The 15681-nt window shown below is 40.2% G+C and carries 11 protein-coding genes; all 11 read right to left on the reverse strand.

Annotated elements, in window-relative coordinates; all coding sequences use genetic code 11:
- Window positions 1–21 precede the first annotated feature (21 nt).
- The 11 genes from ACIQAA_RS20740 to ACIQAA_RS20790 all read right to left on the reverse strand — a co-directional run bounded on the left by ACIQAA_RS20740 (window position 22) and on the right by ACIQAA_RS20790 (window position 15444).
- Entirely contained in the window at window positions 22–294 is a 273-nt protein-coding gene (locus ACIQAA_RS20740; RefSeq protein ID WP_402623063.1) for a DUF6171 family protein, read from the reverse strand.
- 20 nt (window positions 295–314) lie between these two features.
- On the reverse strand, window positions 315–1802 hold the full coding sequence (locus ACIQAA_RS20745) for an alpha-N-arabinofuranosidase (protein WP_402623066.1): 1488 nt from the start codon (window positions 1800–1802) through the stop codon (window positions 315–317).
- 27 nt (window positions 1803–1829) lie between these two features.
- On the reverse strand, window positions 1830–3845 hold the full coding sequence (gene tkt / locus ACIQAA_RS20750) for a transketolase (protein WP_402623069.1): 2016 nt from the start codon (window positions 3843–3845) through the stop codon (window positions 1830–1832).
- Window positions 3846–3920: 75 nt separating this feature from the next.
- Window positions 3921–5405, reverse strand: coding sequence for an L-arabinose isomerase (araA, locus tag ACIQAA_RS20755; RefSeq protein ID WP_402623072.1), 1485 nt, complete (start codon window positions 5403–5405; stop codon window positions 3921–3923).
- Between the two features lie 78 nt (window positions 5406–5483).
- A complete protein-coding gene (araD, locus tag ACIQAA_RS20760) occupies window positions 5484–6200 on the reverse strand; it encodes an L-ribulose-5-phosphate 4-epimerase (RefSeq protein ID WP_402623074.1) in 717 nt (238 codons plus the stop codon).
- Window positions 6194–7888 carry a ribulokinase gene (gene araB, locus ACIQAA_RS20765; RefSeq protein WP_402623077.1) on the reverse strand — a complete coding sequence of 565 codons (1695 nt, stop codon included), beginning with the start codon at window positions 7886–7888 and terminating at the stop codon, window positions 6194–6196. Before araB ends, araD begins: the two co-directional genes overlap by 7 nt.
- Window positions 7889–8249: 361 nt before the next feature.
- Window positions 8250–10502, reverse strand: coding sequence for a glycoside hydrolase family 127 protein (locus tag ACIQAA_RS20770; protein ID WP_402623536.1), 2253 nt, complete (start codon window positions 10500–10502; stop codon window positions 8250–8252).
- Window positions 10503–10548: 46 nt separating this feature from the next.
- Window positions 10549–12015, reverse strand: coding sequence for an arabinan endo-1,5-alpha-L-arabinosidase (locus ACIQAA_RS20775; RefSeq protein WP_402623080.1), 1467 nt, complete (start codon window positions 12013–12015; stop codon window positions 10549–10551).
- 140 nt (window positions 12016–12155) lie between these two features.
- The gene (locus ACIQAA_RS20780; RefSeq protein ID WP_402623539.1) at window positions 12156–12998 is read right to left on the reverse strand and encodes a carbohydrate ABC transporter permease; all 843 of its coding nucleotides are present in this window, start codon (window positions 12996–12998) and stop codon (window positions 12156–12158) included.
- 85 nt (window positions 12999–13083) lie between these two features.
- Complete coding sequence (locus ACIQAA_RS20785) at window positions 13084–13974, reverse strand: carbohydrate ABC transporter permease (protein ID WP_307197329.1); 891 nt, start codon at window positions 13972–13974, stop codon at window positions 13084–13086.
- 153 nt (window positions 13975–14127) lie between these two features.
- Window positions 14128–15444, reverse strand: a complete 1317-nt coding sequence (locus ACIQAA_RS20790) for an ABC transporter substrate-binding protein (RefSeq protein WP_402623542.1) — start codon at window positions 15442–15444, stop codon at window positions 14128–14130.
- Window positions 15445–15681 lie beyond the last annotated feature (237 nt).

Raw genomic sequence — 15681 nt, forward strand, 5'->3', positions numbered from 1 at the left:
TTTCTATAAAACTATGAGTATTTAACCAACCTTTTCCCATTTTGGCTTTCCTGCAAATGGACAGCTCTTGTTCTTAAACTTTGCTCGATAGCGGACAATACATCCGCTATGAGCACAGGTGGTGCCATATTGAAGAGAAGGGCAGCTTTCACAAATCTTTAATCTTTCTGAGTAGACTTCGTCCGATACGATAACAGATAAATCTTCTTCCGTTTCCCGAACAAGCTCCTGGATGACTTCCTCTGTTACTATCACACTTTCAACGCAGCCTTTACATAGATTTTGCTTAGTCACTGCTGGATCCCCCTCATTCTTTATTCAACGGCTAATGTAACAACAGACATTGCTGGAAGTTTAATTGCTAATTTATTATTTTCAACAGTTACTCCTGTGAACGCAGCAGGTTTTACAACCTCTGGCTGTTCAAAAGTGTTATGTGCATTCATTGAGTCAGCTGTAATGATTGTTCCTGAAACCTTCGTCTCAACACCAATTACTCCGCGAAGGTCTAAATCTAAGACTGCTTCGTTCTGATGGTCAATGTTACATAAGCTGATGTGAACGGTACCTTCAGCATTTTTTGAAGCAGATACGGTTACTTGTGGTAACGTTTCTCCGTTATATTCATAGCTGCCAAATGTAGAATCAACAGCAAGCAGTTCAGCATCTTGGTGAACTTTGTACATATCAAATACATGATAGGTTGGAGTAAGAATCATCTTCTCGCCTTCAGTTAAAATCATGGCTTGCAGAACGTTGACGGTTTGAGCAATATTCGTCATTTGAACACGATCCGCGTGATTGTGGAAAATATTAAAGTGCAGGCCAGCTACCAACGCATCACGGATCGTGTTTTGCTGATATAAGAATCCTGGATTTGTACCAGGCTCAACATCGAACCATGTTCCCCACTCATCAATGATCATGCCGATTCGCTTATTTGGATCATATTTATCCATAATCGTACTATGCTTGGTGATTAACTCATCCATATGAAGAGCTTTCTTCATCGTAATGAACCATTCGTCTTCAGGGAAATCAATCGCTGAGCCTTTACCAAGCCAGAAATCTCCAGGGATGGTGTAATAGTGAAGACTTAAACCATCCATTAACCAGTGAGCGTTCTTCATTAACACCTCTGTCCAGTTATAGTCGTCCACATTTGCCCCGCCGGCAATTTTATAGATTTTATTGCCGCCATAGTTACGTACATAAGTTTGATAGCGGCGATAAAGGTCTGCATAATATTCAGGACGCATGTTTCCACCGCAGCCCCAGTTTTCGTTCCCCACACCAAAATATTTTAATTTCCAAGGCTCATCCTGACCATTTTCCCGGCGCCAGTTTGCCATTGGCGATTCACCTTCAAATGTCATATATTCAACCCATTCAGACATTTCTTGAACCGTACCGCTTCCTACGTTTCCGCAAATATACGGCTCACACTCTAATAATTCACACAATAGCAAGAATTCATGGGTTCCGAAGTGGTTGTTTTCCACAACACCGCCCCAGTGAGTGTTCACCATACGCTTACGGTTTTCTCTAGGACCGACACCATCCTTCCAGTGATATTCATCAGCAAAACACCCGCCTGGCCAGCGAAGTACAGGAACTTTAATATTCTTTAATGCTGCTAATACATCGTTACGGATACCCTTCGTATTTGGAATCGATGAATCTTCGCCTACCCAGATTCCTTCGTATATACATCTGCCTAAATGCTCTGCAAAGTGACCATATATATTTTTATTAATTTTACCTTTTGTAATATCGGCATTTACAATGACATTATTTTTCATAGAGTAATCCTCCAGTCAGTAATGGTATTAAAGCTTCTCTTTGATTCTTTTAATAATGCTTTCTGCAGTGAATCCATATTCTTTTGCAATTATGTCTCCTGGTGCTGAAGCTCCGAAAGTAGATATTCCGATTACTAGTCCATCTCTACCGACATATTGTGCCCAGCCTTGAGGCGAACCTAACTCGATTGCAACATTTAGTTTAATATCAGAAGGCAAAATGTAATCTTGATATTCTTTTGACTGCTGGTCAAATAACTCCCAAGATGGCATGCTGACCACTCTGCTCGTAATTCCTTCTTTTTCAAGACTTTCTTTTACTTGAAGAGCCAGAGTTAATTCAGAACCTGTAGCAATAAGCTGGACGGTTGGAATCTCTGGTTCAGAGCTTGCGACAATGTAAGCCCCTTTACCGACTTCTTCATTAGCTGTTTCAGCGTCAAGATTGACTGTAAGATTTTGTCTTGACAGCACCAATGCTACTGGACCATTTTGGTTTTCAATTGCATATTTCCAAGCAGCTGCCGTTTCATTTGCGTCTGCAGGCCGTAAAACAGTGACATTTGGAATGCCGCGCAATGCCGCCAGCTGTTCAATCGGTTCATGAGTGGGACCATCTTCACCAACAAAAATACTGTCATGTGTGAATACGTACGTTACCGGTAAGTTCATGAGAGCCGATAATCGAATCGCCGGACGAAGGTAATCAGAAAATACAAAGAAAGTAGATCCAAATGGTTTTACTCCGCCATGAAGCGCCATACCATTTACGATTGCTCCCATTGCGAATTCACGAACACCGTAATAAACATTTCGTCCAGCATAGTTAGCTGGTGAGAAACAGCCAAGGTCTTTCATGTGAGTCATGGTTGAGGATTCTAGGTCAGCAGAGCCGCCAATTAAGTTAGGAACTTTTTTCGCAAGTGCATTTAATACTTGCCCTGAAGCAACTCGAGTTGAAACCGAGGCACCTTTTTCGTATACTGGCACTTCACTCGCCCAATCTGCAGGCAGTTCACCCTTGATTTCTTTTTCAAGACGATCCGCTAATTCTGGATACTCTAGTTTGTATTCATTCAGCAATTGATCCCATTGCTGATTTGTTTGAATACCATTGTTTTTTACTTCTTGCCACAACTCTTTAACCTCTTCAGGAATATAGAAGTCTTCTTCCGGCCAGCCGTAAAATTCTTTTGTCAGCCTTACTTCTTCAGCACCAAGCGGGGATCCATGAGTTCCTCCATGGCCGCCTTTTCCACCTTTATTCGGACTGCCATAGCCTAGTGTTGTCTTGATTTCAATCAAGGTTGGTTTTGTAAGGTCCTTCTTTGCCTCAATCAGCGCCGCCTCAATGGCTTCAAGATTGTTTTCTTCTTCTACTCGTAATACCTGCCAGCCGTAGGCTTCAAAACGCTCGCCTACATTTTCTGAGAATGATAGATTTGCTTCACCATCAAGGGTGATATTATTCGAATCATAAATGGCAATTAGTTTCCCTAATTGTAAGTGAGCCGCAAGAGAAGCTGCCTCTGCAGAAACACCTTCCATCAGATCTCCATCCCCGCAAATCGCATATGTATAATGGTTGATCAACGGGTAGTTCTCTCGGTTATATACGGAAGATATATGAGCCTCTGCCATTGCCATACCGACAGCCATCGCAATTCCTTGGCCAAGCGGTCCTGTCGTTGCATCTACCCCTGGAGTGTGACCGTATTCAGGATGTCCAGGTGTTTTACTTCCCCATTGTCTAAACTGTTTTAAATCATCAAGCGAAACATCATAGCCGCTTAAATGAAGTAAGCTATATAACAACATCGAACCATGTCCTGCGGATAGTACAAAACGGTCACGGTTAAACCACGAAGGATTAGATGGATTATGGTTCATTACTTTTGTCCATAACACATGTCCTGCAGGTGCCATTCCCATCGGCATGCCTGGATGACCTGATTTTGCTTTTTCAATTGCGTCAATCGACAAAGTACGTATCGTATTAACTGCTAACTGCTCAACCTGTAACTTATCAACGGTCTTACTCAAGAGATTTCCTCCTAAAAACAAATTCTATTAGCTAAACCTTAGGGCTATTATTGCTAATAGCCCCAAGTTTAAAAATTAACGATAAATAACGTCATTCCAGCGTAATTCGTTAATAAATGATTCAGTTTTAGTGTCGTTATTAATGACAACCATTTCAATTCCAGCTAATTCAGCAAAGTCTCTTAACTGTTCTGTTGTTACTTTATAAGAGAAGCCTGTATGGTGAGCTCCGCCTGCTTCGATCCAGTTCTCAACAGCTTGGTTGAGGGAAGGCTGACACGTCCATAATACACGTGCAACAGGAAGATTTGGCATATCCTTCTCTGGTTGTACCGCATCTACTTCATTTACAAGAAGTCGGAAACGATGTCCAAGGTCGATAATCGAAGCATTTAATGCAGAGCCGCCTCTTCCATCAAATACGATACGTGCAGGGTCTTCCTTGCCGCCAATTCCTAGTGGATGAACCTCAATTTTAGGACGAGTGGCTGAAATTGTTGGACAAACCTCAAGCATATGTGCACCAAGAACCATTTCATTTCCTGGTTCAAAATGATACGTGTAATCTTCCATAAAGGATGTACCTTCATTGCCAGCAATGATTTTCATCAAACGAACTAGTGCCGCAGTTTTCCAGTCGCCTTCCCCTGCAAAGCCATAGCCTTGTTCCATTAAACGTTGAACAGCTAGACCTGGAAGTTGACGCATACCATGTAAATCTTCAAAAGTAGTCGTAAATGCTGTATATCCGCCTTCAGTTAAGAATGCTTTCATTCCAAGCTCAATTCTTGCTTGATAACGGATGCTGTCTCTTACTGGTCCGTCAGTAAGGCCTTCTGGAGTAATATCATATTGTTCTTCATATTCAGCCATTAACTGGTCAAGTTCTTGTTCACTTACATCGTTCATGCGTTGAACGAGGTCGCCAACACCGTAACCATTAACTGTCCAGCCAAATTTAATTTGCGCTTCCACTTTGTCACCTTCAGTAACAGCTACTTGGCGCATATTATCACCAAATCTTGCCACTTTCAGGTTTTTACTTTCAGCAAAAGCAACTGCCGTTCTCATCCAGCTGCCAACACGCTCTCTAACTTCCGTGTTTTCCCAATGTCCTACAACAACCTTGCGCTTAACTTTTAAGCGACTTGCGATAAATCCGTGTTCACGGTCTCCGTGTGCAGCTTGGTTAAGATTCATGAAATCCATGTCGATTGAATTCCATGGGATATCCCGGTTAAATTGTGTTGCTAAATGAAGATATGGTTTTTGAAGAGCTGAAAGCCCTGCAATCCACATTTTTGATGGTGAGAATGTATGCATCCACGTAATGATTCCTGCACAATTTTCATCAGCGTTAGCTTCAAGAATCAAGCGACGAATCGCATCAGAATCCTTTACAACTGATTTAAAAACTAATTTATATGGAACGGCTGGATCATGATCTAGACCGCTTACAATCGTTTTTGAATTTTCCTCTACTGCTCTAAGTACGTCTTCTCCGTAAAGTAATTGACTTCCAGTTACAAACCAAAATTCATAGGCTTTTGTCGTTAACAAGGTAAATCCCCCTAAAGTAGTAATATTTTGCAGTATTCAAACCGCTTATGCGTACAAGTTATTCTAAAAAAACAACTATTAAAGTGTCTGCTTCGATGTTTTTGTTTGACCGTAATAGGCGTTCTTTCCATGCTTTCGCAGGTAATGCTTATCTAACAAGAATTGTTGAATTGGGTTAACGCTAGAATTTAGCTGGAAGGTATGCAGCGCCATTTTCGCTACTTCTTCTAATACCACGGCGTTGTGTACAGCCTGGTTGGCATTTTTCCCCCAACAGAACGGTGCATGGTTAAACACTAGAACTCCTGGCATAGCCACAGGATCTAATCCTTCTTTTTCAAACGTTTCAATAATGACATTTCCTGTTTCCAGCTCATATGCACGATCAATTTCCTCTTGAGTCATCTCACGTGTACAAGGAATCTCTCCATAATAGTAGTCGGCATGTGTAGTTCCAAGTGCAGGAATTGGAAGACCTGCCTGCGCCCAGCTAGTTGCCCATGGCGAATGGGTATGAACGACTCCACCAATCGTTGGAAAAGCACGGTAGAGGGCAAGATGTGTTGGTGTATCAGATGAAGGGCGCAGCGTTCCTTCGACAATACGGCCTTCCAAATCTACTACTACCAAATCCTCAATGGTAAGCTCATCATAAGGTACACCGCTTGGTTTGATAACAACAAGGTTCTGTTCACGATCAATCCCACTTACATTTCCCCAAGTAAAAGTAACTAAGTTATGTTTTGGAAGCTGTAAATTCGTTTCCAAAACCTCTCTTTTTAGTCGTTCTAGCATACTGTCTCCTCCATTTTTTCTAAGGAGCTTGCACTCTTAATTTTTTTCAATGTTTTCATTACGTTATTTTCGCCACGTCCAAAATAATCGTATAGGCGGGCATATTCTGTATAAAGCTGGTCATAAACGGCCTTATTTTCTGCCTTTGGCTGGTATACATAATCTTTGACTCTGCCCATATCCTTGGCTGCTTCTGTAATGCTGTCATAACCGCCGCGTTCTTTACCTGCAGCAACAGCACCGAACATAGCAGAACCGAGTGCTGGTGTTTGAGAAGAAGCAGAAATTTTAATACTCATATTTAATACATCTGCATAAATCTGCATCATCATTGCATTTTTCTCAGCTATTCCTCCTGCAGCATACACTTCATTAACCGGAACACCATTATCACGGAACGTTTCAACGATCATTCTGGTACCGTATGCAGTAGCTTCAATGAGCGCACGATAAATTTCCTCTGGTTTTGTTAACAACGTTTGTCCTAGCAGTACGCCTGTAAGATCTGCATCAACGAGCGTTGAACGATTTCCGTTCCACCAATCAAGTGCGAGGAGACCGCTTTCACCAACGTTTAACTTACTTGCTTTATCAGTTAATAACTGGTGGATATTTACGCCTTTTTCTTTTGCTTCTTCATAGTAACTTGCTGGTACACAGTTTTCAGTAAACCATTCAAAATGGTCACCTACGCATGATTGACCAGCTTCATATCCCATATATCCAGGAATGACTCCATCTTCAACCACACCGCACATACCCGGTACAATCTTTTCCTCTTCACCTAGTAAAATATGACATGTAGATGTTCCCATGATCATTAGTAGTTTACCAGGTTCTGTAATCCCAACTGCTGGGACGGCAACGTGTGCATCCACATTCGCAACTGCTATTGCAGTACCAGGGTTTAATCTTGTTAATTTAGCGCCTTCAGCAGTGATTTCACCAGCCTTAGAGCCAATTGGAACGATATCAGAAGACAATTTATCTTCGACAACGTTTTCTAAACGAGGATCAAGCGCTTTAAAAAATTCTTTTGATGGGTAGCCGTCCTGCTTATGCCACATTGCTTTATAACCCGCAGTACAGCTGTTGCGCTTCACTTGACCAGTCAATTGAGAAATAACCCAATCTGTTGCTTCCAAAATTTGATCAGCTGCTTCATAAATTTCAGGCGCTTCATCTAGGATTTGCCATACCTTTGGAATCATCCACTCGGAAGAAATCTTTCCGCCGTACCGTTGTAAGAACTTTTCACCACGTTTTTCAGCAATTTCATTCAAACGATTTGCTTCATCTTGTGCTGCATGATGTTTCCAAAGCTTTACATAGCTGTGTGGATTTTTACTATATTCAGGTTTCCAGCAAAGAGGAGTCCCAGTCTGATCAACCGGTAGGACCGTACAAGCTGTAAAGTCAATTCCTAATCCGATGACATCATCCGGGGAAACTTGTGCCTTATCTAATACTTCTGGAATTGTAATCTGTAAGACTTCTAAATAATCTGTTGGATGCTGTAAAGCCCAATCGTGCTCTAATTTGGTTGTTCCATCTGGTAAAAACTCATCCATTACTCCATGCGTGTATGGTTTTACAGCTGTTGCAACCTCTTTACCAGTTCCAATTTCAACTAAAACGGCTCTTCCTGACTGTGTACCATAGTCGACACCAATTGCATATTTAGCCATTTTTCTCACCCTGCCTTTTAGAAAGAATACGTTTACATAATCAATAAAATTTTTTCTGAGTTTAATAGAATGCAAATAACCACATTCGTATCTCACTCAGGTTAAAATTAAAAAATGCTTTTATATGTTAGCATGTCATCCGTACAAGAATGGTGATTTTTCGACAAATTAATATCTTTTACACCCTACAAGTCTCTGTTGTTGTACTCGCTTTCAAAACTTGTACGTATAACCTTTAACTTGATTGTACCACCTATCCATAATATTTCAAGGTATTTTACTATATATTTAAAAACTTTTTGCATACAAGTCGAACGAGTAGGAAAAACAAGTTGGTTTTCCTACTCGTTCACTGCTTTTTTTATTCTTTTACCACTCGAATTGCAAATACTTTAGGTACTTTTTGACCTTCATGAGCACGGAAAGTTACCTTTACTTGCTCCTTACCGGCAGTTGCTTGATTCGGAATTTCATATTTTACTTGTACAAACGTGTCCAGCTCAACCAGTTCCACTTGACACTTTTCCAATTTAACTCCATCGATGGTGATATCAAAGGATTTCATCGTCTCTATTTCTTTGGTATACATGACAACAAGATGGTTCTGCTGGCTGAATTGAACCTTTAAAGTAAAGGAAAAGTGCCCGCTAGGCCATGTGTCTCTATATTTCCGGTTGGACTGGACACCATAACCCACGTGCTCCCCTTCAAACTCATGATCACGCTCTGGCTGCATTTCTCCAGGCTGGACAAAATCAATGGTCCGAAGCTTTAGCTCACGCTCTTTTTCGACGGAATCTTTATAGGAGAGTTCTGCTTCTTTCCATTTTTCTTCGGTAAAAACGTCCCAATAAACAGAGGTACTTCGATCATGCATTTGATAGAAAGGGAACAATCTCACATCACGAGGATAGCCCAGCTTATTCATATCAAAATGATGATTATTTTCTGAGACCGATACGATACGATTAAGTACTGTTGATTCGTTGGTAACCAAAACTGGTGTGAATAATAGCTCTTTCACAGACTCATTTTGTTGTTCTATTGGCCCTAAATCACCCGCTAGAACAAGCGGGCCATTCATAAATGCAATTCGGTTTGGGTTATCATTCATCGTTTCCACTCTTAATGTCATTGGTATATCTAATTCAACAATATCCCCGTTTTCCCAAACACGATCAATGGTGATAAAACTAGAAGGCGTAGAATCGTGGGTGTACAGCTCACCGTTTATCTTTACACTCATACCTTTTTCCGCCCAATATGGATAGCGGACAGATAGAGAGAATTGCTTTGTTTCAGCAGACTCTACTTCCAATATTATTGAACCTTTTTCAGGATACGAAGTTGTCTGGTGAATAACGACTCCTTTCTCCCTCCAATCCAGTTTGGATGGGATGTATTGGTTCACCACCAAAGATTGATCATTATAGAAGTAGATTCCATTGCCATAACTAGAGTGGTTCTCCATTCCCGTACCCACACAACAAGTAAAATCATTAAACTGAGAATTGTAAACCTTATGGCCGCCCATATCCAAGGAAACAAAGTAAGTGACTTTGCCTTCTTTTGGGTGCTGGGAAGCTAAAATATGATTGTATAAAACTCTCTCATAGAAATCTCCTTGTTCAGCAAGTGCATTCCACTGAATGAGGTGTCTAGTCAGTTTTAACATATTATAGGAGTTACACGTTTCACATGTATTAGCCCCAAGCCGGTCATTTAATTTATCAGGTTCCCCAAAATGCTCATTCATACTGTTTCCACCAATTACGTAGGAATGATGGTGGACCACCTGGTTCCAGAAGAATTCTGAGATACGGCGGTATGATTCGTTATCGGACATTTCATATTGACGTGCAGCGCCAATGATCTTCGGTATTTGTGTATTCGCATGCCTTCCCGCTAACACATCCTTTTCCGCTGCCAGCGAATCTAAAAGTTCCTTATGGTGAAACAATTGTGATAGCTTCCAAAAACGCTCATCGCCCGTATCCTCAGCAAGGTCTGCCAATACTTCTGACATTCCGCCATATTCACATTTCAAGACCTCCTGCACCTGTTGGTCATTTAGGTTCTCAAATACATCGTTTAGCCATAAACCAAGCTTTGTTTCAACCTGCAACGCTTTTTTGTTATTAGTAAACTTGAAGGCGTCACGCAGACCAGCGAATAATTTATGAATGGAATATAGAGGCACCCATCCGCCATTCAAATCAAAGCCTTGTGAACGGATATCACCTGCTTTCACTTCCTCAAAAATCTCTTTACCACGCGGGATACCGGAAATATATCCTGTACCATGAGCATTCTGACAAACTTCAAGTTCATCCACTATATAATTCACTATTTGATTGAACACCTCATCGTCGTTTGCCGCTGCCATCATCGCTGCTGCTGATAAGTAATGACCTAGTGTATGCCCAGAAATACCTTGTGCTTCCCAGCCTTCATAGTGGTCCGCTTTTGGCTGCAGCCCAGCGTACTCTCTGAATCTAGAAAGCAGTCTATCAGGCTCTAATTTTAAAAGATATTCCTTATTTAATTCCATTGCATGCTTTAGCGGACCGCCTGTAATTCGCACAGAGTTAAGATCAAATTCTTTTAGTTTCATATTCACATTTACCTGATTGGTGGATAGCATCTTGTCTCACTCCATTTTATTTATTTTCAACCTTCTTTTTCCCCCATAAAACAGTTCCCTCTTGGTCCATACCAGTGAAAACAAGAGTAGCGTTCCAATTTTCCCAGTCCCAAGCCGGAATCACTTTCAACTTGTACTTCCAGTAATCATCAGGTGCTCTATCAGGGTCATAGATAGTGAGTTCTAATGTGTTATCCCCCGTTAGTTTCCAATGACTCTTATCATCACCTTCCATTTTCCCATTTGATTTTAACTGTATATTTTGGGAAACTTGTAAACTATCATCATATCTCGGGAGAAGGATTTGTTCCCATTCGCCAATAATGTTTGCTTCGATTACTTCTTGTTCTGTTTCACCTGAGTATCTTTCCGGTGAAACCACTGGCCAGCCATCATCGGTCCAAACCATTTTCCTTACATGTAAATGGGACCAATAGATATCTTCGCCAGCTCTAGCATTATGAGTGAGATAATATTCCCCATCTTCCTCAAATAAGGCATTATGACCAGTCCCCAGCCAGCCCTCGCTATTTTCAAACCGATAAGCTCCTACTAATTTATTCCCAGTATTGAAGGATTCGTCAGTTGTATCTATCATTTCGCGGCCATTGTAGTCCACATACGGTCCCGTGATACTTTTCGAACGAGCAGTCCGAACATTATATGTATTCTCCAGCCACTCATAAGATACAGTTAAGTAATAATAACCGGTATCACGGTTGTAGATAATTTCAGGTCCTTCTATGCCGTAATTCATATTTTTCCTTTGTGCCACCAGCGTACCCTCATCATTTGAATCGACTAATTTTCCAGTCTCATTATCGACCTTTGTGATGAAAATTCCGCCAAAATAGGAGCCATATACCATCCAGGCCTGACCTTGTTCATCCAACACGATATCGGGATCGATTGCATTTACCGTGTGTTCATCCCCCTCTTGGGATATAAATACGGCACCTTCGTCTTTCCATGGACCCTCAATAGAGTCACTTACTGCCACACCAATATACGAGTTCCTTTTTCCAACGGAGGAAACGGAGTAATATAAATAATATTTATCATTCATTTTCACTACATCTGGTGCCCAAAAGGTTGTTCCTTTGGTCCATTCCCATGCCTCATGTGATACCTGTTCAAACACACGTCCGACAAATTCCCAATTAATTAAATCCTTAGACCTTCTAATTTGGATTCCTGGTTTTGGCGGAGCACCTGCCATGTAGTCTGTTGAAAATGCATAATACCAGCCATCAGCTTTAATGATCGAAGCATCATGAGTAAAATTGGTGGTCCAATCCTTTTCCTTATAATGGATATCACCGTTGACATTTTGTACCTCCTTGTCGGCCGGCGCCACTGGTAAGGTAACTCCAGACAAATTGCCTGTTTTTGGCATAGCAAGAGTCATACCAAGCCATGCTCCTATGATTAACACTATTAAAATGACGATCCCAGCTAAATACTTATTTGTTTTAAGTTTCATCGATGGACTCCCAAGGTATGTGAGTATTTTTTAAACAAAAAGCACTTATCATCTAGTAATTCTGATAAGTGCTTTTTCATCTCTCTATTAACTTCTAAATGGTTGAGCCAAAAAATGCACATGCATTTGATTTAGTTTTATTAACCTTTTACCCCTGAAATTGCAATAGATTCGATGATTTGTTTTTGGAAGATGATGAAAACAATCAACATCGGTAATAACGCTACAACAGATGCGGCCATGATCAGTGGATAATCACTTTGGATCGCATAGGAAGCATTAAAGTTTGCAATTACAAGCTGAAGTGTCTGTTTCTCTGGTGAGTTTAGATAAAGAATCGGTCCTAGGTAATCATTCCAAATCCCCATAAACCATAAAATTAACTGTGCCGCTACCGCAGGCTTAATTAACGGGAAGATGATTTTGTAAAAGATTTGGAAATAAGAACATCCATCAATCTTTGCAGCTTCAATGATTGAGTTTGGAATACTAGTTAAAAACTGTCTTAAAAAGAAAATCATGAAAATGTTTCCGAAAAATCCAGGGACGATTAATGGCAGTAACGTATCAACCCATCCTATGGAAGAGAACATGATGAACTGCGGAATCATTAGCACTGGATAGGGAATCATAACCGATGCAAATAACATCATGAAGATTTTATTTTTGCCATTGAAATGCAGCTTTGAGAATGCAAATGCCGCCAAACTTGAGGTAAATGTTCCAATCACTGTTACCGACACTGCTACTATTAAGCTATTGCTAATACCTGAAAGCAGCGGTCCCATAGACCAAATTTCAGAATACTTAGCAAAAGAAATCGTTTCTGGAATCCACACTGGAGGCAATGCAAAAACATCCTCCCGTGTCTTGATCGAAGTTGAGAACATCCATAACAAAGGCGCTACCATGAAGATTGCTCCAATGCTTAGGAAAACAAATACAACGGAATCGGTAATTCTATTTTTCTTCTTTTCAGACATAGGTTCTGCTTTAACTGACTTTTTGTTTGCAACTGCAACTTCCATTTTATACGCTCCTCTCTATTACTCTCTTACTTTACGGTTATTAATCCAGTTCGAAGGAATTTTTCTCGTTTATCTTAAATTGGATTAAAGTAATAATGAAGATGAAAAGTCCTAATACTAACGCCATTGCAGATGCATAACCTAATTGGAAGTTACCAAATGCTTTTTGCCAAATATAAAACACTACTGATGCTGAACTATATTCTGGACCGCCTGTAGGAGTCATTACGTTAATTTCAGTGAAAATCTGTGCCCCGCCAATAATGTTGGTTACGATGATAAAGAATGTAACTGGTTTTACCATTGGAAGAGTGATATACCAAAATGTTTTGAAAGCGTTAGCTCCATCCAATTTTGCTGCTTCATAAAATGATTTAGGTACACTTTGAAGCGCAGCTAAGTATAGAAGCATTGTATATCCTAATCCCTTCCATACAGCCATGAGAATCAAGGCTGGTTTTACCGTAGAAGTATTTTGCAGCCAGTTTGGTCCTTCAATCCCAAAGATAGCCAAAAATTGATTGACTAATCCGTAATCCCCATTATAAGCCCATTGCCATAGGATGGAGATCGCAGCGATAGAAGAGATAACCGGAATATAGTATAGAACCCTAAATGTGTTGGTTCCAGGAATCCCGCGATTTAAAGCTAAAGCTAGTAATAACGCTAATACAATACCGATTGGAATACCAAGCATCATATAAATCGTGTTAAACATTGACTTATAGAAGTACTCGTCTTGGAATACATTTTTGAAATTCTCCAACCCAATAAAAGTCATTGATCCTAGACCGTCCCAGTTGGTAAAGGCACCATAAATGGAATACATAAGCGGAACCATTGCGAATATGAGGAATCCTAGGACAGGTGCTGCAATAAATAAATAGGCATATCTTTGCTCTGTACGATACAGTTTGGATGTCGCTTTCATCTTCCCTCACCCTTTCAAAAGCTATAATTATGACACATTTCCCTTTTTCTAAATTTCTTTTAACCAAAAAATTTAGATAAAAGGAATAAATGGTGCTAGTAGTTTTCAAGAAAACTAGCACCATTTACACTGTGTCAAAGTTCAGTTTGTTGCTTATTTCTTAGCTTGTTTTTCTTGTTGGATTGCTGCATCCAGTAATTTTTGCATCTTAGGCTGTGCTTCCTTAACATATTCTTCAGCTGTCATCTTACCATCAAGAACTGGCTGGATGTTTTTGAAGAATTCATCATACCATTCAGCTGTGTAAGTTTTTTCAGCTGGGAATCCACGTCCGTAATCGTTAATAATATCTAAGAATTCTTGCTTGTTTTCAGGCTTAATGGATGTGTCCGCTGCCCATTGCTCAGCAACAGTTACGCTGTTTGGTAATTGAACTTGAGCATCTACTAACGCTTGGTTACCTTCTTGGTCAGCAGATAGGTATAATGCTAACTCAGCTGCAGCTTCAGCATTCTTTGTTGTAGCTCCTACACCAATACCTAGAGAACCCACCCAAGCAGCAGGTTTACCTGTTTTACCTGCAGGCCAAGGAATTAAGTCATATTCAAACTTTAATTGTTCTGCATATGTTGCCATATCCCAAGGACCAACAGGAAAGAAAGCCAATTCGCCTTTCATCCATCTTTGGTACGTATCAAGTGTTTGTGCTTCTGCAATAGAAGGAGTGATTTTGTATTTATTTTGTTGATCCGCAAACCATTGTACTGCTTCAGCAAATTCAGGAGTGTCAATTGTTACTTTTGTGCCAGTTTCATCAATCCAGTCTGCACCATTACTCCAAGCAATCGGCTGCAATGCCCATTGAATGTTAAATCCAGCACCAAATTGATCACTTTTTCCATCGCCGTTTTTATCTTTTGTCAATTGTTGTGCTACATTAATGAATTCGTCCAAAGTATAAGGCTTATCTTTGTCAGGAAGTGGAATTCCTGCTTCTTCAAACATTGTTTTATTGTAGCCTAATGCGAATGGTCCTAAGTCTTTTGGCAATCCATAAATTGCACCTTGTCCAAGAGTTTCGCCATCAAAACGGTACTTTGCAATACCCTTTTCCCAAATATCTTCGATGTTTACATTTTCTGAGCCTTCTACGTACTCAGTAATGTCTTTTAATACACCAGAGTTTACATATGCTTTTACTTGAGCTGGGTTATAGAAGAATACATCCGGAATCTTCTTACCAGCAATCGCTGCTTTTAACTTTGTATCATATTGATCTGGAGCAACTTGAACCAATGTCACTTTCACATCAGGATGTGATTCTTCAAAACGTTTTACAGTTGCTTCATAAGCTTTCAATTCTTGAGGCTGGCCTCTAAACATAAATGTAATAGCCGTTTTTCCATCTTTTGTTTTTCCTGATGACTCTGAGCTGTTAGAGCAGCCAGCAAGGATGGAACCGATAATCATAATAGTAAGTAGAATCAATGAACCTAGCTTTTTAGTTGATTTCGACAAGGTAATCCCTCCAAAACTATTTTAATAGTAAAACAATTTCGTGAAAACTTTTGAAAACGTAACCATAATTTAATAAAATGTAATTAAGTAATAGCTGTTTCGTTATAATAGATTGGTGCATTGTACGTACATGTTAGGCGACTACATAATAATCCCTCCTGAAAATTCTTCCGCCGTAACCTTTTGCAC

This window comes from Neobacillus sp. NPDC093182 (assembly GCF_044754045.1).

Excerpts from the sequence above, each read along its gene's own strand:
- araB (WP_402623077.1), bottom strand. The coding sequence starts at position 7,888 with ATGGCTAAATATGCAATTGGTGTCGACTATGGTACACAGTCAGGAAGA.
- araD (WP_402623074.1), bottom strand. The coding sequence starts at position 6,200 with ATGCTAGAACGACTAAAAAGAGAGGTTTTGGAAACGAATTTACAGCTT.
- ACIQAA_RS20770 (WP_402623536.1), bottom strand. The coding sequence starts at position 10,502 with ATGAAACTAAAAGAATTTGATCTTAACTCTGTGCGAATTACAGGCGGT.
- ACIQAA_RS20745 (WP_402623066.1), bottom strand. The coding sequence starts at position 1,802 with ATGAAAAATAATGTCATTGTAAATGCCGATATTACAAAAGGTAAAATT.
- ACIQAA_RS20790 (WP_402623542.1), bottom strand. The coding sequence starts at position 15,444 with ATGATTATCGGTTCCATCCTTGCTGGCTGCTCTAACAGCTCAGAGTCA.
- ACIQAA_RS20775 (WP_402623080.1), bottom strand. The coding sequence starts at position 12,015 with ATGAAACTTAAAACAAATAAGTATTTAGCTGGGATCGTCATTTTAATA.
- ACIQAA_RS20780 (WP_402623539.1), bottom strand. The coding sequence starts at position 12,998 with ATGTCTGAAAAGAAGAAAAATAGAATTACCGATTCCGTTGTATTTGTT.
- ACIQAA_RS20785 (WP_307197329.1), bottom strand. The coding sequence starts at position 13,974 with ATGAAAGCGACATCCAAACTGTATCGTACAGAGCAAAGATATGCCTAT.